The 18,948-nt window shown below is 54.1% G+C and carries 16 protein-coding genes; 6 read left to right on the top strand and 10 right to left on the bottom strand.

Annotated elements, in window-relative coordinates:
• Window positions 1–4: 4 nt before the first annotated feature.
• From ACP86_RS19620 to ACP86_RS19610, 3 genes are read right to left on the bottom strand one after another with little or no spacing between them, the layout of a single operon-like run.
• Complete coding sequence (locus ACP86_RS19620; RefSeq protein ID WP_053115174.1) at window positions 5–1,201, bottom strand: CaiB/BaiF CoA transferase family protein; 1,197 nt, start codon at window positions 1,199–1,201, stop codon at window positions 5–7.
• A gap of 26 nt (window positions 1,202–1,227) precedes the next feature.
• Window positions 1,228–2,391, bottom strand: a complete 1,164-nt coding sequence (locus ACP86_RS19615; protein ID WP_053115173.1) for an acyl-CoA dehydrogenase family protein — start codon at window positions 2,389–2,391, stop codon at window positions 1,228–1,230.
• Window positions 2,392–3,228, bottom strand: coding sequence for a MaoC family dehydratase N-terminal domain-containing protein (locus ACP86_RS19610; protein ID WP_053115172.1), 837 nt, complete (start codon window positions 3,226–3,228; stop codon window positions 2,392–2,394). It lies immediately after the preceding gene.
• A gap of 163 nt (window positions 3,229–3,391) precedes the next feature.
• On the opposite strand from ACP86_RS19610, the gene ACP86_RS19605 reads away from it, so the two are divergent.
• Window positions 3,392–4,300, top strand: coding sequence for a LysR family transcriptional regulator (locus ACP86_RS19605; protein WP_053115171.1), 909 nt, complete (start codon window positions 3,392–3,394; stop codon window positions 4,298–4,300).
• Between the two features lie 12 nt (window positions 4,301–4,312).
• Here the strand turns inward: ACP86_RS19605 and ACP86_RS19600 are convergent, their stop codons facing one another.
• Window positions 4,313–5,515: an acetyl-CoA C-acetyltransferase gene (locus tag ACP86_RS19600; RefSeq protein WP_053115170.1), complete on the bottom strand. Its 1,203-nt coding sequence runs from the start codon at window positions 5,513–5,515 to the stop codon at window positions 4,313–4,315.
• 369 nt (window positions 5,516–5,884) lie between these two features.
• Between ACP86_RS19600 and ACP86_RS19595 the strand changes: the two genes are divergently transcribed.
• From ACP86_RS19595 to ACP86_RS19585, 3 genes are read left to right on the top strand one after another with little or no spacing between them, the layout of a single operon-like run.
• On the top strand, window positions 5,885–6,406 hold the full coding sequence (locus ACP86_RS19595; RefSeq protein ID WP_053115169.1) for a TRAP transporter small permease: 522 nt from the start codon (window positions 5,885–5,887) through the stop codon (window positions 6,404–6,406).
• Complete coding sequence (locus ACP86_RS19590) at window positions 6,399–7,712, top strand: TRAP transporter large permease (RefSeq protein WP_053115168.1); 1,314 nt, start codon at window positions 6,399–6,401, stop codon at window positions 7,710–7,712. Before ACP86_RS19595 ends, ACP86_RS19590 begins: the two co-directional genes overlap by 8 nt.
• 19 nt (window positions 7,713–7,731) lie before the next feature.
• Complete coding sequence (locus tag ACP86_RS19585) at window positions 7,732–9,195, top strand: NAD-dependent succinate-semialdehyde dehydrogenase (protein WP_053115167.1); 1,464 nt, start codon at window positions 7,732–7,734, stop codon at window positions 9,193–9,195.
• 59 nt (window positions 9,196–9,254) lie between these two features.
• On the opposite strand, the gene ACP86_RS22295 is transcribed toward ACP86_RS19585, so the two are convergent.
• Window positions 9,255–10,340, bottom strand: a complete 1,086-nt coding sequence (locus ACP86_RS22295) for an alcohol dehydrogenase (RefSeq protein WP_082220593.1) — start codon at window positions 10,338–10,340, stop codon at window positions 9,255–9,257.
• Window positions 10,341–10,513: 173 nt separating this feature from the next.
• Here ACP86_RS22295 and ACP86_RS19570 point away from each other — a divergent pair, with 173 nt between their 5' ends.
• Both ACP86_RS19570 and ACP86_RS19565 read left to right on the top strand, forming a co-directional pair.
• Window positions 10,514–11,671, top strand: coding sequence for a C4-dicarboxylate TRAP transporter substrate-binding protein (locus ACP86_RS19570; protein WP_075267719.1), 1,158 nt, complete (start codon window positions 10,514–10,516; stop codon window positions 11,669–11,671).
• A gap of 160 nt (window positions 11,672–11,831) precedes the next feature.
• On the top strand, window positions 11,832–12,815 hold the full coding sequence (locus tag ACP86_RS19565; protein WP_053115163.1) for an aldo/keto reductase: 984 nt from the start codon (window positions 11,832–11,834) through the stop codon (window positions 12,813–12,815).
• Window positions 12,816–12,860: 45 nt separating this feature from the next.
• On the opposite strand, the gene ACP86_RS19560 is transcribed toward ACP86_RS19565, so the two are convergent.
• The 5 genes from ACP86_RS19560 to ACP86_RS19540 all read right to left on the bottom strand — a co-directional run bounded on the left by ACP86_RS19560 (window position 12,861) and on the right by ACP86_RS19540 (window position 18,797).
• Window positions 12,861–14,201, bottom strand: a complete 1,341-nt coding sequence (locus tag ACP86_RS19560; RefSeq protein ID WP_053115162.1) for a hypothetical protein — start codon at window positions 14,199–14,201, stop codon at window positions 12,861–12,863.
• A gap of 58 nt (window positions 14,202–14,259) precedes the next feature.
• Window positions 14,260–14,907, bottom strand: a complete 648-nt coding sequence (locus ACP86_RS19555) for a 3-oxoacid CoA-transferase subunit B (protein WP_053115161.1) — start codon at window positions 14,905–14,907, stop codon at window positions 14,260–14,262.
• A complete protein-coding gene (locus ACP86_RS19550; protein ID WP_053115160.1) occupies window positions 14,894–15,574 on the bottom strand; it encodes a 3-oxoacid CoA-transferase subunit A in 681 nt (226 codons plus the stop codon). Before ACP86_RS19550 ends, ACP86_RS19555 begins: the two co-directional genes overlap by 14 nt.
• Window positions 15,575–15,603: 29 nt before the next feature.
• Complete coding sequence (locus tag ACP86_RS19545; protein WP_053115159.1) at window positions 15,604–17,556, bottom strand: TRAP transporter permease; 1,953 nt, start codon at window positions 17,554–17,556, stop codon at window positions 15,604–15,606.
• A gap of 83 nt (window positions 17,557–17,639) precedes the next feature.
• Window positions 17,640–18,797, bottom strand: a complete 1,158-nt coding sequence (locus tag ACP86_RS19540) for a TAXI family TRAP transporter solute-binding subunit (RefSeq protein ID WP_053115158.1) — start codon at window positions 18,795–18,797, stop codon at window positions 17,640–17,642.
• Between the last annotated feature and the right edge of the window lie 151 nt (window positions 18,798–18,948).

Genomic DNA, 18,948 nt, shown 5'->3' with positions numbered 1-18,948 from the left:
GGCGTTAGATCACACCTGCGCTTTTTAACTGATCAATCTTGTCCCGGCTGTAGCCAAGCTGTTCAAGAATTAGAGAGCTATGTTCGCCGAGGTATGGAACCGCCGAGACGGCTTCCGGAAACCATAGCCCGGGTGCCTTTAGTGCCGGCACTGGCCCGACAGGCGTCGCCACTTCCAGCCAGCGGTCACGGGCCGCCAGTTGAGGATGCTGCCACACCTGTGACATGTCGTTAACCGACGCATTGGCGATACCCGCCTCATCCAGGCGGGTTAGCACCTCATCCAGAGTCATCTCAGAAAAAATCGTACCGATAAGCGCGCCGAGCTGGTCCCTGTTCGCTGACCGACGGGCGTTATCAGAAAAACGCGCATCTCCCGCCAGCTCCGAACGCTCAAGAACTCTCTCACAAAAAACTCGCCATTCGCGGTCGTTCTGCAACCCAAGCATCACGGTTTTACCATCCCCGACGGGAAACGGTCCGTACGGATAGATCGTAGAGTGAGAAGCTCCTGCCCTCGGTGGTGGCTGCGCCCCATCAAAGCTGTAATACATCGGGTAGCCCATCCACTCCACCAGACTTTCGAGCAGAGAGACGTCAATATGGCTGCCCTCACCAGTTCGACCACGCAGCAACAGCGCCGACAGAATGGCATTGCTGGCGTACATTCCAGCAGCAATGTCCGCAACTGAACAGCCAGCCTTTGCCATACCACCGGTCCCGGGTGTTCCCGTCACCGACAGAAAACCGCTTTCACTTTGGATCAGCAGGTCATAAGCCTTCTTGTTCCTGTACGGCCCACCCTCGCCATAGCCGGACACATCACAGACAATTAGGCTCGTGTACTGTGCACTCAGCTCACTGAACGACAGCCCCATACGGGCCGTAGCGCCGGGCGCCAGGTTCTGCACGAACACGTCCGCATCCGCCAGCAATTGATGCAGAATTTCCTGCCCCTCGGCAGTTTTCAAATTTAACGCCAGGCTTTCCTTGGAGCGGTTAACCCATACAAAGTGGGAGGACAATCCTTTAACTCTGGTATCGTAGTCCCGGGCAAAGTCTCCGGTTCCAAGACGCTCAACCTTGACAACCCTCGCCCCCTGCTCCGCTAGTTGCCGGGTACACAGGGGCGCGGCAATCGCCTGCTCCAACGAAATCACTGTAACCCCCTCCAGGGGGAGGGGGGCTTTATTTGCTGCCACAAAAACGTTCTCGCAGTTATTGAGAGTTAAAACGACCGAGGTAATTCAAGAAGATGCTCTGCCACATAGGATAAAATGAGGTTGGTGGAAATCGGCGCCACCTGATACAGACGGGTTTCACGGAACTTACGCTCTACGTCATATTCATTGGCAAAGCCAAACCCGCCGTGGGTCTGCAAGCACACGTTAGCCGCTTCCCAGGATGACTCAGCCGCCAGGTACTTGGCCATGTTGGCACTGGCGCCAGCATTGCGACCGGTGTCATATTCTTCACAGGCGCGCCAGCGCATCAGGTCAGCTGCTTCCACATTGATGTGCGCCTTGGCAATGGGAAACTGGATACCTTGGTTCTTTCCAATCGGACGGCCAAACACTTCCCGTTCACTGGCATATTTGCGAGCCTTGTCGATAAACCAGCGGCCATCACCTATACACTCGGCCGCAATCAGTGCCCGCTCGGCATTCAGTCCGTCAAGAATATAGCGAAATCCCTTGCCTTCCTCGCCAATGAGGTTCTCGGCAGGAATCTCAAGGTTGTCGAAGAACAGTTCATTGGTTTCATGGTTCACCATGTTGGCGATGGGTTGAACGATCAGGCCATTGCCAATGGCATCGTGCAAATCAACGATGAAGATCGACATACCCTCGGATTTGCGCTTGACCTCTGCCAACGGAGTGGTCCGGGCCAGCAGGATCATCAGGTCTGAATGCTGGACCCGGGAAATCCAGACTTTCTGGCCGTTGACCACATACTTGTCGCCCTGACGCACCGCAGTGGTCTTGATCTTGGTGGTATCGGTTCCGGTGGTTGGCTCGGTCACCGCCATGGATTGCAAACGTAATTCACCTGCCGCGATTCTCGGCAGATATTTCTGCTTCTGTTCCTCACTGCCATGGCGCAGTAGGGTAAACATGTTGTACATCTGGCCATGCACAGTTCCGGAGTTACCGCCCGCAAGGTTGACCTCTTCCAGTATCACCGAGGCTTCCGATACGCCGAGACCTGAACCACCATATTCCTCCGGAATCATCGCCGCCAGCCAACCGGCACGGGTCATGGCTTCAACGAACTCCTCCGGGAAGGCCTTACGTTCGTCTACGCCGCGCCAGTAGGCGGCATCAAACTCCGCACATAAACCACGTACGCCTTCTCGGATATCCTCGTACTTTTCCAGGGATGGACTGGTCATCTATTTCTTCTCCTCAAATTGAAGTTCTGCTTCGTGAGCGGGGCCATCTTCATTGGCGGCCCAGAGCAATGCTGTACCATCCCCATCAATCCTACCTTCAACACGGAAGGGCTTATTGACGGTCAGCGGTCGTAAGCCTCGATACGACAGGCGCACCGGTTTCAGGTCTGGATTGGCATCAACGAACGCCTGCACCATCAGGGTAGCAATCAGTGGGCCTTGGACCACAAGGTCCGGATATCCCTCTTCCTTTGTGGTGTAGGGGTGGTCGTAATGAATGCGGTGGCCGTTGAACGTGACAGCAGAATACCGGAACAGCAACAGGGGGGACGGTGTCACCGACTGACTCCACTGGGGCTCCGACACCGGTTTATCGAGGGACAGACGCGGAGCTGACGGCGCCCTGTAAACAATGTCCTGCTCTTCGCTCAGGCACAGTTCACCGTTCTGGTGATACTCATGCGCCACGGTAACAAACAGCAACTTACCAGAACGTCCATTTTTTTCGTTCACTGCCTCGATACGCGACTGACGTTCCGCTGATTGACCGATTGCCAGCGGCTGGTGGAAGTTAACCCGCCCCCCCGCCCACATCCGGGTGTTGCCTTCGGATTTCGGCAAAAAACCGCCCGGCGCAATGTGGCCGTCCTGCCCGGTGGCGGCCGGCGGTACCGGAATCTGGAAAAACGCCCAGTGCCATAATGCCGCAAGAGCATCACCTTCCTGGGGGAAAGGGCGGTCCAGCATCGCCGCAATACGGCAGGCATGGGAAGGATCGAGGCGATCCTCGCAGGATTCCTGCTTACCGATCCAGTCTTCGGGGGAGCTTAACATCATGCATCCTCTATCAATCTTTATTCTGGGTTTTGAATAATGGTAAGAATGCCAACATACGACGCAGGAGAGAATTCGTTTTTCCACAAGGGTGCGTTTGGTTTCCATGAACACCCCGGTGGTTTAGACTGAGCGTCCCTTTGTTAGCCTGCTGACTATCTGAACCATGCACTTTGATATCCCTGACCTGCGCCTGTTTATCCATGTCGCCGAAGCCAACAGCCTGACCGGTGGCGCCCGCCGTGCCAGTCTTTCCACTGCGGCGGCCAGCATGCGGATCAAGTCGCTGGAAGGGCAACTCGGCAGCCGGCTGTTCTACCGTGACAGCCAGGGCGTGGAACTGACGCCCGCAGGCCATGACCTACTGGTCCATGCCCGTGCCATCATGCGCCAGGTGGATTATATCAAGGATGAGTTTTCCCAGTATGCAGAGGGGAAATCAGGCCATCTGCGCATCTTCGCCAACACCACGGCGGTGAGCGACTTCATGCCCGACGTGCTGGCACGTTTTCTGGTCAACCGCCCGGGAGTGACCATTGACCTGCAGGAACGGCTGACCCACGACATCATTCGCGGGGTGGTGGACGGCTCGACCGACCTTGGCGTGGTCGCCGGCCCGGTTAACGCGAATAAAAAGCTCGATATCATTCCGTTCAGTGTCGACCGACTGGTGGTGGTCGCCCCGAAAGGCCACGAGCTGGCCACACGCCAGACCCTCTCCTTCCGGGAAACCCTGGAATACCCCCATATCGGTTTGCGGGAAGGCAGCACCCTGTTCAATTTCCTCAAGGACCAGGCCAGCGAAACCGGCTCGATCCTGCAGATGCGGATCCAGGTGTTCGGCTTCGAGTCGGCCTGCCGGATGGTCAGCCGCGGTGTCGGAATCGGCATCCTGCCCCGCTCCATTGCCCGCCGCTATGCCGATTTTCTCGACATCGTCACCATCGACCTGGAAGACGACTGGGCCGAACGGGAGCGCAGCCTGATCGTCCGCGAACTGGATGCCTTGCCCAGGTGTGGTAAGGAGCTGGTAGAGGAAATACGCAGCCTGGCCTCGCTCTCCCTGACCGACTGAGTATGCGAGCCCTCAGGCTCGCTCAAAAATGGCCGCCACGCCCTGGCCACCACCGACACACATGGTCTCTAGGCCATAACGGCTTCCGCGACGCTGCATCTCGTGCAGCAGGCTGGTCATGATGCGCACTCCGGTGGCACCAATCGGGTGGCCGAGGGAAATCCCTGATCCGTTGACATTGAGACGGTCAAGGTCATCCCAACCCCACTCTTTCAGGATCGCAAGCACCTGACAGGCGAAGGCTTCGTTTACCTCAACCAGATCCATGTCCCCGGAGCCGAGCCCGGTCTTACGGAACAGTTTCTCAACTGCGGGCACCGGACCAATTCCCATGGTTGCCGGATGGCACCCCATCGCACTCCAGCCTACCATGAAGGCCATCGGCTCCAGGTTCAACTCGGCCAGTTTGTCCTCAGCAACAATAAGACAGGCAGCAGCGGCATCGCTTTGCTGGCTGGCGTTTCCCGCGGTAACGGTACCGCCCTTTATCAGCGGGCGCAGCGCTGCCCGTGAATCCATGGTGGTTTCAGGCCGGATACCTTCATCGCGGCTGAACACGATTGGATCACCTTTGCGCTGCGGAATACTGACCGCTCCAATCTCTTCATCAAAACCGCCTTCATCCCAGGCAGCGGCCGCACGCTGATGACTGCGAACCGAATATTCTTCAGCCGCCTCGCGGGAAATGCCATACTTGGTGGCCAGGTTCTCGGCGGTTTCGATCATTCCGGAAATGTAGCCGAATCGGTCTTTCAGTTGCGACCGCTCCCGACCACGATCCAGCCGGTCGTGCATGGTGAAGGACCCTGCCCGCTTGCCCCAACGCACATCCGTCGAGTAATACTCGATATTGCTCATGCTTTCAACACCACCGGCCAGCACAACGTCACCGGCGCCGGACTCGATCATCATCACACCATTGATGATCGCCTGAAGCCCGCCACCGCAACGACGGTGCAGCTGCATACCAGGCACATGCTCCGGCAACCCTGCCTGCAACGCCGCCCAACGACCAACACACGGCACCTCACTGTTGGCATAAGACTGGGCAACCACCACATCTTCAATGATGGCGGGATCCACGCCGGAGCGCTTGATGGTTTCATTGACGACCGCAGCAATCAGATCTTCAACGGAAACCGGCCGCAGGCTTTTCCCGAATGCCCCAACCCCGGTACGTACCGGTGCCACAATGGCAGCGCGTCTTTTTTGCATGTTCGCCCCTCTACACTACGCCAGCCGCACTGGACAAGCAGACTGTTTGATTCATCCCTCATAGTCTTCGATCAGACCCCGGGCTAGAATTCGAATCTGTTGAAGACACCTTTAAGCAGTACGGTGATTCACCCTGACCTCACTGCACCGCCGCATTCTCCCCTGGCTCACTATCTACGCATCACCCCTTACTCGTCCCCCTTCCTCACCCACCTGGTTAACACTCACTGAACCCCCCTTTAACCACTTCGAGATACCCAAACCACAAGGAGTTGTTCAATCTATGAGAGTTCGCTCGGGCGTTCCGGACCCACCGATTCGGCTCGCCACACTGACAAAACCAACAAGAACGGCGGTGGTTACAAGTTCATGAAATACCTAGAAACCCTGATAAACAAGATCAACAAGATAGTCACATTTCTCGGCGGGCTCGCCATAGCGTTCATGATGATTCATATCAGCCTGGACATCCTGGCCCGGTTTCTGTTCAACACCCCACTACCCGGCACCATCACCATCGTTGCCCACTACTACATGCTCATCGCGATCTTCCTGCCTCTGGCCTACGCCGAGCAGACCAACTCGTCGATCGCGGTGGAGATCCTGACTACAAAATTTTCCCACAAGACACAGCATCGCTTGAACGGCTGGACCTACCTTCTGATCAGTGCAACTGCGTTTGTAATGACCAGCGAGGCCTTCAAGGTGGCCATCAAAAATTACCACTCGAACACCTCGGTCATGCAGGGGGACTACACCATCATTACATGGCCCAGCTACTTTATTCTCTGTGCGGGGACGTTCCTCCTGGGCAGCTACTGTCTGCTTCGCTTCCTGTCGTTCCTGACCCGCTCCGAACGGGCTGTGGTAGCGGAGGCGGCCCATGTCTGACATTGCCATTGGTTTTACCGGTCTGTTCTCGCTGTTCTCACTGATTGCCTTGAGAGTCCCCATCGGAATCGCCCTGATCATGGTGTCATTCGCCGGGATCTGGGCGGTGATTGGCGTCGAAGTCGCCCTGTCCTCCCTGGGCATCATCCCCTACAACTTCGCGGCCAACTGGACCCTGAGTTCGGTTCCATTGTTTCTGTTTCTGGGCTTCATCTGTTATCACACCCAGCTGACCCAAGGCATGTTCAAGGCTGCGCGAGTCTGGTTGGCAGGGGTTCCCGGCGGGCTGGCGATCGCTTCAATTTTCGGATCGGCAGGTTTTGCCGCAGTATCCGGATCGTCAATCGCCTGTTCGGCCGCCATGGGTCGCATCGCGGTCCCAGAGATGATGCGCTACAAATACGATCCCGGCCTCGCCACCGGTACTGTAGCGGTAGCCGGCACAATCGGTGCGCTGATTCCACCGTCGATCATCATGATTCTCTATGGTGTAATCGCGCAGACGTCAGTCTCCCAGCTGTTTCTAGGCGGCATTGCTGCCGGCCTGATTACCATGGCGGGTTACGTTCTTGTGGTCTGGATCCGGGTCAAGCTGAACCCAGACCTTGCCCACGACGTGAAGGAAAAGATTCCGACCCAGGAGAAAATCCGATCTTTGCAGGACACCTGGCCGATTTTTCTCATCATGTCCGGCATCTTCGGCGGGCTCTTTGCGGGCATCTTCACCCCTAACGAAGCGGGGGCCGTAGGCGCCTCTCTGGCCTGTATTGTGGCACTGGTGAAAGGCCAGATGACCTGGAGCGCTTTCAAGTCTTCTGTTCTCGAGACTCTGGTGACCACCAGTGCGTTACTGATCATTGCGGTTGGCGCAAGCATGCTGACGCGGTTTCTGGTGTTCTCCGGGGCCGGCGACTATATCTCCGAGCTGATTCTGTCGTTCAACGCCAGCGATCTGCTCATCATTCTGGGCCTCGTCCTGATCTACCTGGCGCTCGGTATGTTTCTGGAACCGATCGGAGCCATGCTGCTCACTCTTCCCATCATTCTGCCGGTGATCGAAAGCACCCAATACAGCCTGATTTGGTTTGGGGTGATTCTCACCAAACTACTGGAGGTCGGCATGATTACACCGCCGGTTGGGATGAATGTCTTTGTCATCAAAAGCGTGGTTGGTAATCTGGTCACCACCTCAGCAATCTTCAAAGGTATTCTCTGGTTTCTGGCGATGGACCTGCTCATTGTGCTGCTCCTGATCGCGGTACCAGACATCATCATGTACCTGCCGAACTTGGTAGGTGGACGCTAAAACAACAACAGGAGATTTCATGAGCATTCCCGAACCGGTAGCAAAGCTGATCCGTCATCAGGCGTATGTGAATGGTCAGTGGGTTGACTCCCGAAGCGGAAAAACCTTTCCGGTCTTCAATCCCGCCACGAATGAACGGATCACTCAGGTGCCCGATCAAGGCCAGGAAGATACCAGAGAAGCCATTAGTGCCGCCCACACTGCATTTCCGGCCTGGAAGAGCCTCACGCCCAAGGAGCGCAGCGCTATCCTCAAGCGCTGGGCCATGTTGGTAAACGACAATCTGGAAAGCCTCGCCACCATATTGACCATGGAGCAGGGCAAGGCATTTGCGGAAGCGCGTGGCGAAGTTGCCTCGTCCGTTGCTTATATCGAATGGTTTGCCAACGAAGCCATGCGGGTAACCGGCGAAACCCTGCCCCGCAGTGCCAATGGCAACTTCGAATACATGCAAAAATTGCCGATTGGCGTGGTAGCGGCCATTACTCCCTGGAATTTCCCCAACTCGATGATTGCCCGCAAGGTCGCTCCGGCTCTTGCTGCCGGGTGCACCGTGGTAATCAAACCCGCTGAAGATACCCCACTGTCGGCACTGGCGCTGACTCAGCTGGCGACCGACGCAGGAGTTCCCGCAGGCGTCATCAATGTCATCACTGCCAGCAGCGGGGCCGAGGTAGGCCTTGAGCTCAGCAAAAACCCGACCGTCAAAAAGCTGTCCTTCACCGGGTCCACCGCAGTCGGCAAAATTCTGCTTGAACAATGTGCCAGCACGGTGAAGAAACTCAGCCTCGAGCTGGGCGGTAACGCACCGTTCATTGTGTTTGAAGATGCCGATCTCGATGCCGCTGTGCAGGGTGCGATTTCCATCAAGTTCTACAACAGTGGCCAGACCTGCGTTTGCGCCAACAGACTACTTATCCAGAATGGCATTCATGATGAATTCCTGAAAAAGTACAACGAGGCAATCGCCACCAAACTCGTTCAAGGTCACGGGCTTCAGGAGAATGTCAGCCATGGACCCCTGATCAATGAAAAAGCCATCACCAAGATCCAGAATCTGGTCGACTCAACCGTCAGCGAGGGGGCAACGGTCTATCGTGGCGGGAACAAGTTGCCACACCTCGGACCGAACTTTTTCGAGTTCACCGTGTTGACCAATGTTGAAAAGGACATGGAGATTTTCCGTTCTGAAATCTTCGGGCCCATTGCCGCAGTGTACAAATTTGCCACTGAAGAAGAAGCGGTCGCACTTGCCAACGATACACCTTACGGTTTGGCCAGCTACCTTTATACCAAGGATACCGGTCGTATTTTCAGGGTTTCCGAAGCTCTCGAATACGGCATGGTTGGTGTCAACACCCCGCGTTTTGTATCAGAAACGGTACCCTTTGGCGGAGTGAAAGAGTCGGGGATTGGGCGCGAGGGATCGTCCCACGGAATCGATGAGTTCCTCGAAATGCACTACGTCTGCATCAAAACCTGATAATCCGGCCAACACAGCCGGTCACGAGACGGTGGGGGCGAATGCCCCCCCGTTTCTATTCATCCGTTCTTCAGAATTATGCGGCCGGGGACCCTGCCTGCCGACAGGTCTTCAACTGCCGATTCCGCTTGCTCAAGTGGCCTGATTTCAACAGGGATGTTAACCAGATCGTGTTTGTTGGCGAATTCCACCAACTCCTTCATTTCACCAAGTGTTCCGGTGTAAGAGCCGATAATCGAAATGGCCTTGGTAACCAGGAATGGGATGGGATAGCGAATTTCACCACCATGCAGGCCAACGGCTACAAACTTGCCACCCTTTCTCAGAACACCCAGACCAAACTCCATGGTCTGATCGTTACCGACAAAATCCAGTACGGCAATGCAGTTCCCTTTACCGGCCTCGGTCACAACCTCCACGATCTTCTCATCCCGTGGATCGAATGCGGATTTTGCGCCTGAGCTCTTGGCAATCTCGCGTTTTTCCTCCGATACATCAACCGCTATCACATTCTCAATACCTGACAACACCAAAGTTTTGATCGCCAGTTGCCCAAGTCCGCCACAACCAATAACCACAACGAACTCCTCGTTATGGACCGGCTGTATTTTCTTGATGGCCGAAAACGTGGTCAATCCGGAGCATGCGAGCAAAGATGCGTTGGCCGGATTCAAACTGCCAAGACTTTCAAGATATCTCTGGTGCGGAACAAGAATGCATTCGGAATATCCACCCGGTTTAAAAACACCCAGTGATCCGGGCTTTGTACAAAGGTTCTCCTCACCACGCTGACATACCGAACATTCCCCACAGCCGATCCATGGATATATCAACTTTTGCTGACCCACTGAAACTTCTTTAACTTCCTCGCCCATGGAAACGACTGTACCCACTACTTCATGTCCCAAGGTAACTGGAAGCTTTATTCCCCGCTCACCAAGATCAAGCTTTCTTCCTTGGCCGAGGCCGTAATACCCTTCATGAACATGAACATCACTGTGACAAACGCCACAAAAGTCAACTTTAAGTAAAACTTCGCTTCCTGTCGGGATTGGCATATCGTAATTGACTGGAGTGAACTTTCCTCCAAACTCGGAAAACTCATAGCGAACATAGTTACCATTCAGCTGAAAATGCTTCGACATTGCAATCACTCCTGCTTTTTTGAGTTATCGTAATTTAAAAAGTCAAAACCAAAACCTTTTATACTATCAATTACTTTGACAATTAAAGGCTACTGAATATACTGTTTATGCGCAACAGAAATAATAATTCTTAACACATAAAACCAAAGAACAACAGAGCATAGGAAATTGTTATGGATTCCAGAAAACTTTTATATACCACAGCATTGGGAATTGTACTTTCCACAGCTGCTATTACCAGTTCGGTGCAAGCAGACACTCTCAGATTTGCCGTTGGTTTTCCATCTGGCGCCCCGATTGAAGCTGCCAAGAAATATGCTGAAGCAGTGAAGAAAAATACCAATAATGAGCACTCAGTTAAAATTTACGAGTTATCACTTCTAAATCACAGCGAAATGTCTTCTGGAATTAGTCAGGGAATGGCTGATCTTGGTTATCTACTTACAGCCTATTCGCCCTCAGATTACCCGCATTCAAATCTTGGGGCGGATATGTCTATGCAAACAGCGCTGCAGAATGAAGTGCTTGGAAAAGAGGGTTACGCTTATTCCGGCGCCATGCTTGAATATATAATGCTCAACTGTCCAGAGTGTCAAAACGAATTTGCATCGAACAATCAGGTCTATACATCGGTTGTATCTACTCCCGCCTATGTAATGTTCTGCAACGAACCTGTTAACACAGTTGAGGAAATAAACGGGAAACGTTTGCGGATATCGGGAGCCTCATGGGCTCGCTGGGCCAAAAACTTTGGAGGATCACCGGTCGCACTTCCGGTCACCGAAGTTTATGAAGCTCTCGAGCAAGGTGTGGTGGATTGCACCTTCCTTTCACCCACGGAATTAACCAACTTCAATCTTATTGATGTTGTCAAGAATATAACCACCGACGTACCCGGTGGATTATATGCCGCGGGTGGAGCAGCAACCCTTAATCGTGACACCTGGAATCGTTTCAATAACGAGGAGAAAGAGGGGCTGCTAAAGGCCGGTTCAGTTATGGCTGCCTATGTTACCTTCCTCTATCAGCAACAAGCTTATAGCGACATGGAAAAAGCTGAGAAGAAAGGTATCAACATTCTGAAGGCGGAAGGCGATCTTCTTGAAAAATCTAGAGAATTCATCAAATCAGACCTGGAATTCATCCCGAAATTCTATGCTGATGAATACAAAATCGATGGATCGAGAACCCGGGAACTGGCTGCCAACATGTCGAAGTTGATTGAAAAATGGAACAGACTGGTAGGAGATATCGAGACAGCAGATCAACTGGCTAAACTGTATTGGAATGAAGTTTATTCCAAACTTGATCCTGCTACTTACGGTAGATAACAAACAAATAAAAGCGGGCCTCTCAAGGCCCGCTTTTATTTAAACTTCGAGTTACCGTGGTCTTTATTCTGGCAAATACCAATCTATTCTTCTGAACCACTCCGAATCACCAATAATTTTTCCGGATTCCTATTCTTTACCCGCAGCTGTGGAGAAAGCCATGCAATACCGCCGCCTCGGAACAACCGGCATGAAAGTCTCCCGCCTTTGTCTGGGCACCATGACCTATGGCTCGCCCAAATGGCGCCAGTGGGTACTGGACGAGCAGGCCAGTCGCCCCTTCATCAAACAGTCACTGAACTCGGGAATAAACTTCTTTGATACCGCCAACATGTATTCGATCGGTGAATCCGAGCGGGTGGTGGGCAAGGCTTTGCTGGATTACGCGCCACGGGAAGACGTGGTCATTGCCACCAAAGTATTTAATCCCACGGGAGATGCACCGAACAACCGGGGCCTGTCCAGAAAACACATCATGGACGCTATCGACAGCTCATTGCGGCGTCTCGGCACCGATCACGTCGACCTTTACCAGATTCACCGCTGGGACTACCACACACCCATCGAGGAAACCATGGAAGCGCTCCACGATGTGGTGAAGGCTGGCAAAGTGCGTTACATAGGCGCATCTTCGATGTTTGCCTGGCAATTCGCCAAAGCCCAGTTCACGGCAGAAAAGCACGGCTGGACTCGCTTTGTAACCATGCAGCCGATGTACAACCTGATCTACCGGGAAGAAGAGCGGGAAATGATTCCACAGTGTGCTGACCAGGGCATTGGCGTGATTCCGTGGAGTCCGCTGGCCCGGGGTATCCTGGCCGGAAAAACCGTACAGGGGGAAGCCGGCGAGACAGCACGGGCGCGCACCGATGAAAATACCCGGAAATGGCGCCTCGGCAGCGATATCGACCAACCTGTTATCGCCGCCCTGAAGGAAGTGGCCGACAATCGTGGTACGTCTATGGCCCGTATTGCTCTGGCGTGGGTGCTCTCCAACCCTGTGGTCACCGCTCCTATCATCGGCGCCAGTAAACCCGGTCATATTGAGGAAGCACTGGCTGCACTGGAGCTGGAACTGAGCGAGAACGAAAAAGCGACTCTGGAGGCACACTATGTGCCCCACCAAGTAGCGGGTCACGCCTGAAATAATGGAAAATGGCGGGGAGCTCTGCTTTCCGTCATCTGGATTTTAGAACGGCAGTGTGAAAATTGCGCACACCACACTACAGACGACCAGTACCACTAGCGAAAGCTTCAGGCTCCAACCATAGGAGGCGGTGGCAGCACTATACCCCGTGCATCGTTCCAACAATATCGCGTTAGCGGAATATGGCGTACCTGCGATAGTAATTCCCCACCCCGCCACCATGCCCAACCCGAGCCCGAGCAGACCGTATTCCGGCCAGATCGGGCCAAGAATGCTACCCGACAGGGTGCCTGAGATAATCGGGTTAACTCCGACGGTGCCACCGGCAAAGAACAACCAGGGCACCACCATGGCGACCACCGGATAGGCCCAGACAGGCAAGCTGAACCCCATGCCCAGCCAATTCAATGCCAAGGTGCCAATAATACCGCCAAGAAACGACGACCCCCCCATAATGACCAACTCGTTATTCATCATAGCCAGTGATGGCATGTTCAAGACCCCGTCATGGAGGCGGCGGTATACCAACCCGATGACAACCGCCGTCAGGCAGCTCAGGGTCACTGCCTGGGAGTAGAGCAAACCGCCAACCACACTCAAGGTGAATGCACCCATACAAATCAATGCAACAACACCAATAAAGCGCAGCCAGGGCAGCACAGCTTCCCCGTCTTCATCTGCACTGATTGCCAACTCTTCACGTGGTGGCTCGTCTTCCCGCGACAAGGCACCGACAAAGAGGTAGAACAAAGCAAACGGCAGACCCAGTGCAATCAATTTCCAGCTCGACAGGGCCGGCAGGAAAGTCACCGTCAGAACCACAGCGACGGACAGCGGCGAGGCCATAGGCGAGGCCCCGAACCCCCGGACGACCGCCCTCGCCGCATTACGCGCCATCGGGCTGTCTCCCTGGTCCTTGACCTGCACGCCAATCATGGTGGCGATAACCCCCACCGACCCGAAATTAAGCGGCACAGCGAGCAACGCGGTGCCTGAAGTCATGCCAACGTAGCGATAAAGCGATTTGCCGGCAAACAGGCTGCGTGAAATCAGCTTCAAGTCGTTAGACTGCCCCAATACCGCCGATAACAGCATCACGGTAATAATCAGCGCCCCGATTCTAGCCATGTTGCCAGCGGCTTTCGGCACTGAAGAAGGCTCTACTATCAACCCGACAAAGGTCAGAACCACTATCAGGATCAGGATCGCACGGCCCACTGTACGCAAGTTGCCCCAGCCCAGCACAATGGCCAAGCAGGCTAGCACAGTGGCGAGGTAGGTATGACCGGGGACAACGTTCGCAATACCAGCGAAGAGCGCCAGATAGGTAAGCACCGAGCGAGTCCCGGATAAACAGTCCGGTCTCGAGAAAGCGTTAATCATATCCCATTCGCCTATAGTCGAAACGTCTCCGACATGTCTTGGAATGGGCTTCGCTGCATCATGAGGTCAACGGAGGCAATAACCGGGCCCCAGTCACCGCCTGGACCTCTTCAAAGGTGTTGGACCCGAACAACTCGATTATCTGCAGCCCCTCCGGAGTCACATCAAGTACAGCGAGATCCGTAAAAATCCGGCTGACAACCCCTGTGCCCGTCAAGGGAAAAGTGCAGCGCTGCAGTATTTTAGGGTCGTTGTCCCGAGTGCTATGACGCATTATGACGAAGAGCCTTTTCGCCCCCACCGCAAGGTCCATGGCGCCGCCGACTGCCGGCGGAAACTTGTCTTCATTGGTGGCCCAATTGGCCAGATCGCCGTTTTCAGCAACCTGAAATGCGCCCAGCACTGCGATGTCCAAGTGGCCTCCCCGCATCATTGCAAAGGACTCAGCATTGTCGAAATAACAACCGCCTGGCAATAAAGTGACGTATTGCTTGCCAGCATTAATCAGGTTGGTATTTTCTTCCCCAGGTTTCGGTGCCGGGCCAACACCCAGAATGCCATTTTCACTGTGGTAGATAACCTGTTTGTCACCTGCGACAAAATTCGCAACACGCGTCGGCATACCGATACCAAGGTTCACGTATGAGCCATCCGGAATATCTTCCGCGACGCGGCGGGCCAGATCTTCAGAACTAAGCCGAAACATGCATTGCCTCCTGTGACACCACCCGATCAATATAAATTCCCGGAGTGACAACCCGTTCCGGGTCAAGCTCGCCTAGCTGACCAATATGATTCACTTCGGCTATTGATAAAGTCGCCGCCATCGCCATCATCGGATTGAAATTTCGGCCAGCGGTGTCATAAATCAAATTGCCCCACGGATCAGCCGCCTCGGCCTTGATCAGTGCAAAGTCCGCATTCAGCGGCATCTCCAACACATAGCCTTTGCCGTCGATGACCCTCGTTTCCTTGCCCTCCGCCAGTTTGGTGCCATAGCCGGTGGGTGTTAGAAATCCTCCAATCCCGGCACCTGCTATGCGGATACGCTCGCTCAGGGTACCCTGCGGCACCAGCTCAAGTTCAACAGCCCCCTCCTCAAAGCGCTTTTCAAACCAGATGGAACCCGCAGAACGCGGGAAGGAACAGACTATTTTTTTAACCAGGCCATCGCGCAGCAGGCTCGCAATTCCTTCTTCTCCGACTCCGGCATTATTGGAGATAATCGTCAGATCCCCTGCACCCTGCTGCCGAAGTGCTTCAATCAGCCCGAGCGGAATACCAGAGCTTCCGAACCCGCCGATCATAACGCTTGCTCCATGCGGAATATCTCCTACGGAATCCCGCAAAGAAGCAACTCGCTTATCAATCATCCTCAATCATCCTTTCACGGCTTTCAGCCTCAGTTTCTGTAAACAGGAGCTTTAGAAGCTCCGAGAAAAAGCTTCCCAAAATAGATTACCGCGACTAAAACGAAACCAAGGACTTCGGTGAGTATGTCTGGATAAATCATCAGGCCACCCGCAAAAAGCGCCAGAACTCTCAGAGGCCATCCAATGATACCGATCCTGTATAGGTAGCCTTCCATCGAAGACGCAATTAACCAGATCGCCGCGATCGCAGTGCCGGCCGACAACAAAATTCGCTCAATATCGCCTTGCAGTATCAGGGAAGGATTCACAACGAACAGGAACGGCAGAATGAACAGAATGCCACCCAGCCGCATGGCATAGATCCCGGTTTTGGTTGCATTGGAACCTGCTACGCCGGCAGCCGTTATCGCGGCGAGGGACACTGGTGGAGTGATATACGACAGCATGCCCCAGTAAAGAATGAACAGATGGCTGGCAATCGGGTTAAGGCCCGCGTTGACCAGCGCCGGTGCCAGCAGGATTGACAGGAAGATATAACAGGCACTGACAGTCATTCCCATACCCAGAATAAAGCTGGTAATAGCACCGGCAATCAACATCAGCGGTATACTGCCATCAGCGTAAAGCAGCAGCTCCCGCGAGAATGCGCCAGCTACTCCAGTGTAGGAAAGCCCGCCAACAACCAGCCCGATACCCGACAAAATCGCCACGAGATTGGAGACATTGGTCGTCAAATCCGTAATAAAGGCCCTAGCACGGGCCCAGTTCAAGCGGTAGCTACGTTTGAACAAGGCTACGCCCAGTAAAACCAGCGAGGCATAGTAAGGCGCATAAGCCTCAAGACGCATCACCAGAAGCATATAAATTAGCATGAACAAGGCCAGCAGGTATGGCCAGCCATCCTTCAGCGTTTCCTTAAGAGAAGGAATCTCGGAGTCCGGTAAGCCCTTCAGACCCCTGCGCGCGGCATAGTTATCAACCTGGAACAATAACGCCAGATAAAACAGCAAAGCCGGGAGGAAAGCCGCGATCATAATTTCCGCATAGGGCACCCCAAGAAACGACGCCATGATAAAGGCAACAGCACCCATCACCGGCGGCATAAGCGTTCCACCGGTGGATGCACACGCCTCCACCGCACCGGCATAATACGCGGGGTAACCAGTTTTTTTCATAGTCGGAATCGTAATGGGACCGGTGGTGAGGATATTGGAAATAACGCTGCCGGAAAGACTACCCAGAATACCACTGGACAGCACCGACACCTTGGCCGGACCACCGCGACTACGACCCATCAGGGCGGTCGCAAATTTCATAAAAAAGTCACCGCCGCCGGTAATTGTGAGCGCGGCGCCAAAAACCACAAAGCCAATAACCAGCTGCGCAACTACCTGCATGGGAATCCCGATAATACTTTCCACGCCAATGACGTGTGCACGAAGAAGCTCCGGCAGCTCATATTGATTGCCCCAAAGAAATCCGGGCATACTGTCTGCATATAATGGATAGCTGCCAAAAAACAAAGACACTGCCAGCAATGGCCAGCCGCCACAACGGCGTACACCTTCAAGCACCAGCACCAGCAAAACACCCGAAAATATCGTGGCCTCTGACGGCGCAAAATACTCCCAACCCATGTTGATCATCGTCAGGCCGTGATAGCCCAGATAGCCACACGAGGCCAGTGCTGAAGCAGCAAGGACCCAGTCATACCAAGAGATTCGGTCACGGGCACCAGACCAGGCCGGAAAGCACAAAAAAGCTGCGGCCAGAAATATCCCGATAAGATAATACAGATAGGAGTTTCCCAACGGTTGGAAACCCAGAAGTTTGAGATTAAAGGTCTGATTGATTGCCATGAGCAGCCCCAGGGTACCGAGGGCCATGACTATCCAGTAGCCAATTCCACGCAGACGTCCTTTGTCAGAGCTCTGGAGTTCAGGATTAGTGGTCGGGGTGTCAGCACCCGGCGCAGATGTCATGTTGGAAAGTGCTCCGGAATTAGAGTCTTGGGCGGCAGCGCCCGTAGGCACCGCCACCCGATTCGTGTCAGCTAGTCAAACAATCAGAGTGACCCAAGTGCTTGCTGGCGATGCTTTTCCCAGATTTCGGCAAACTCTTCGTCGCTCTTGCCCTCGCCTTCGGCAACGGCCTCAGGCCAGGCTTCCAGCAACGCATTCAAGCGTGCGGTACGGGCGTCGTTCCAGGCCTGATGCTCGTCGGTCCAAATGCCTTTTTCCTTGAGATATCGAATTGCGCCTTCGTGGAAAGGCACGTCAATAGCCGGCACGCCAGATTGAGTGATTTCCCAACGGGGCATTGCAGCAGTAGCATCCTTGTACATCGGATAAGTCTGATCCACTGCTTTGAGCATGTTATACGCGGTGTCGGCATCCATTTCTGCTTTTACAGCCATTACCGGATAACGATAGGCCATGATATCAACGGGGTTTTCTTCACTGATGCCAGCACCAATGGTTTCCTCGAAGGGTGCAAAGAACGGGGCTACCTCATTCACTTTCTTCCAGGATTCGGTGTTGTCGGGATCCATGTTCAACCAGCGAATACCGCGAGGAGACTCTGCCAGCTCATAGACATGGCTCGGCGTAGTGGTCGTGCAAGATGCATCAGCCTCGCCTCTGGCCAATGAACTCATCGCACTGGCATACGTAGGAAAAACCACCGCTTCCAGATCATCCTCAGTCAGACCAGCGAATGCCAGGAAGGCGTTACATTTGACGTTGATGGACGGGTTGCCCGCCACGTAGGCAAACCGCTTGCCCTTGAGATCTTCCAACGTCTCGATCCCGGCATCCTTGGCTGTAAAAATACCAATGGAGGAAGGACGTCCCGCAAGCGCACGCAGATTCTGCGGCCCCCACTGGCGGGTCGAGAAGTCATAAACACCCTCTGCGGCAAAGAAGGTTTCGGTGGCCAGGAAACCAACAGTCGCCCTGTCACTGAGCAAAGGCTGCAGACGACCAATAGCAGAACCGGAGGGCTGGATACGGATACGGGTGCCGAATTCCTTGCCGAATGCGTCGGCGATGGCCGAGGCTTCGGCATAACCAGCGGAGCCAACGTCATAAGAGGACCAGGTCATGGTATCTGGCAGGTTGGGCTCTTTGTCCTGGGCAGCAGTATTGGTGGCCCCAATAATCAGGGCAGCAGAACAGACCGTAGCAGTCAGTGGCCGCATGAACTTTGAACAGTGGATGGTCATAGGATTCTCCCGAGGTTTTTGTTTTCTTTAATCAGGCCTGCCAATACGAACATGTATTGACTGACCCACTGCGATGAAAATACATGCAGCTCGCAAAAACTACCCCCTCTCTGCGACTTGGTCAATGAATCTTCCATTCCCCAGCAAACCG

Source organism: Marinobacter sp. CP1 (assembly GCF_001266795.1).
GTDB lineage: Bacteria > Pseudomonadota > Gammaproteobacteria > Pseudomonadales > Oleiphilaceae > Marinobacter > Marinobacter flavimaris.
This window is presented reverse-complemented; position numbering and strand designations above follow the sequence as displayed.

Excerpts from the sequence above, each read along its gene's own strand:
- ACP86_RS19605 (WP_053115171.1), top strand. The coding sequence starts at position 3,392 with ATGCACTTTGATATCCCTGACCTGCGCCTGTTTATCCATGTCGCCGAA.
- ACP86_RS19600 (WP_053115170.1), bottom strand. The coding sequence starts at position 5,515 with ATGCAAAAAAGACGCGCTGCCATTGTGGCACCGGTACGTACCGGGGTT.
- ACP86_RS19610 (WP_053115172.1), bottom strand. The coding sequence starts at position 3,228 with ATGATGTTAAGCTCCCCCGAAGACTGGATCGGTAAGCAGGAATCCTGC.
- ACP86_RS19615 (WP_053115173.1), bottom strand. The coding sequence starts at position 2,391 with ATGACCAGTCCATCCCTGGAAAAGTACGAGGATATCCGAGAAGGCGTA.
- ACP86_RS19570 (WP_075267719.1), top strand. The coding sequence starts at position 10,514 with ATGGATTCCAGAAAACTTTTATATACCACAGCATTGGGAATTGTACTT.
- ACP86_RS19590 (WP_053115168.1), top strand. The coding sequence starts at position 6,399 with ATGTCTGACATTGCCATTGGTTTTACCGGTCTGTTCTCGCTGTTCTCA.
- ACP86_RS19545 (WP_053115159.1), bottom strand. The coding sequence starts at position 17,556 with ATGACATCTGCGCCGGGTGCTGACACCCCGACCACTAATCCTGAACTC.
- ACP86_RS19540 (WP_053115158.1), bottom strand. The coding sequence starts at position 18,797 with ATGACCATCCACTGTTCAAAGTTCATGCGGCCACTGACTGCTACGGTC.
- ACP86_RS19595 (WP_053115169.1), top strand. The coding sequence starts at position 5,885 with ATGAAATACCTAGAAACCCTGATAAACAAGATCAACAAGATAGTCACA.
- ACP86_RS19560 (WP_053115162.1), bottom strand. The coding sequence starts at position 14,201 with ATGATTAACGCTTTCTCGAGACCGGACTGTTTATCCGGGACTCGCTCG.
- ACP86_RS19565 (WP_053115163.1), top strand. The coding sequence starts at position 11,832 with ATGCAATACCGCCGCCTCGGAACAACCGGCATGAAAGTCTCCCGCCTT.
- ACP86_RS19555 (WP_053115161.1), bottom strand. The coding sequence starts at position 14,907 with ATGTTTCGGCTTAGTTCTGAAGATCTGGCCCGCCGCGTCGCGGAAGAT.
- ACP86_RS22295 (WP_082220593.1), bottom strand. The coding sequence starts at position 10,340 with ATGTCGAAGCATTTTCAGCTGAATGGTAACTATGTTCGCTATGAGTTT.
- ACP86_RS19550 (WP_053115160.1), bottom strand. The coding sequence starts at position 15,574 with ATGATTGATAAGCGAGTTGCTTCTTTGCGGGATTCCGTAGGAGATATT.
- ACP86_RS19585 (WP_053115167.1), top strand. The coding sequence starts at position 7,732 with ATGAGCATTCCCGAACCGGTAGCAAAGCTGATCCGTCATCAGGCGTAT.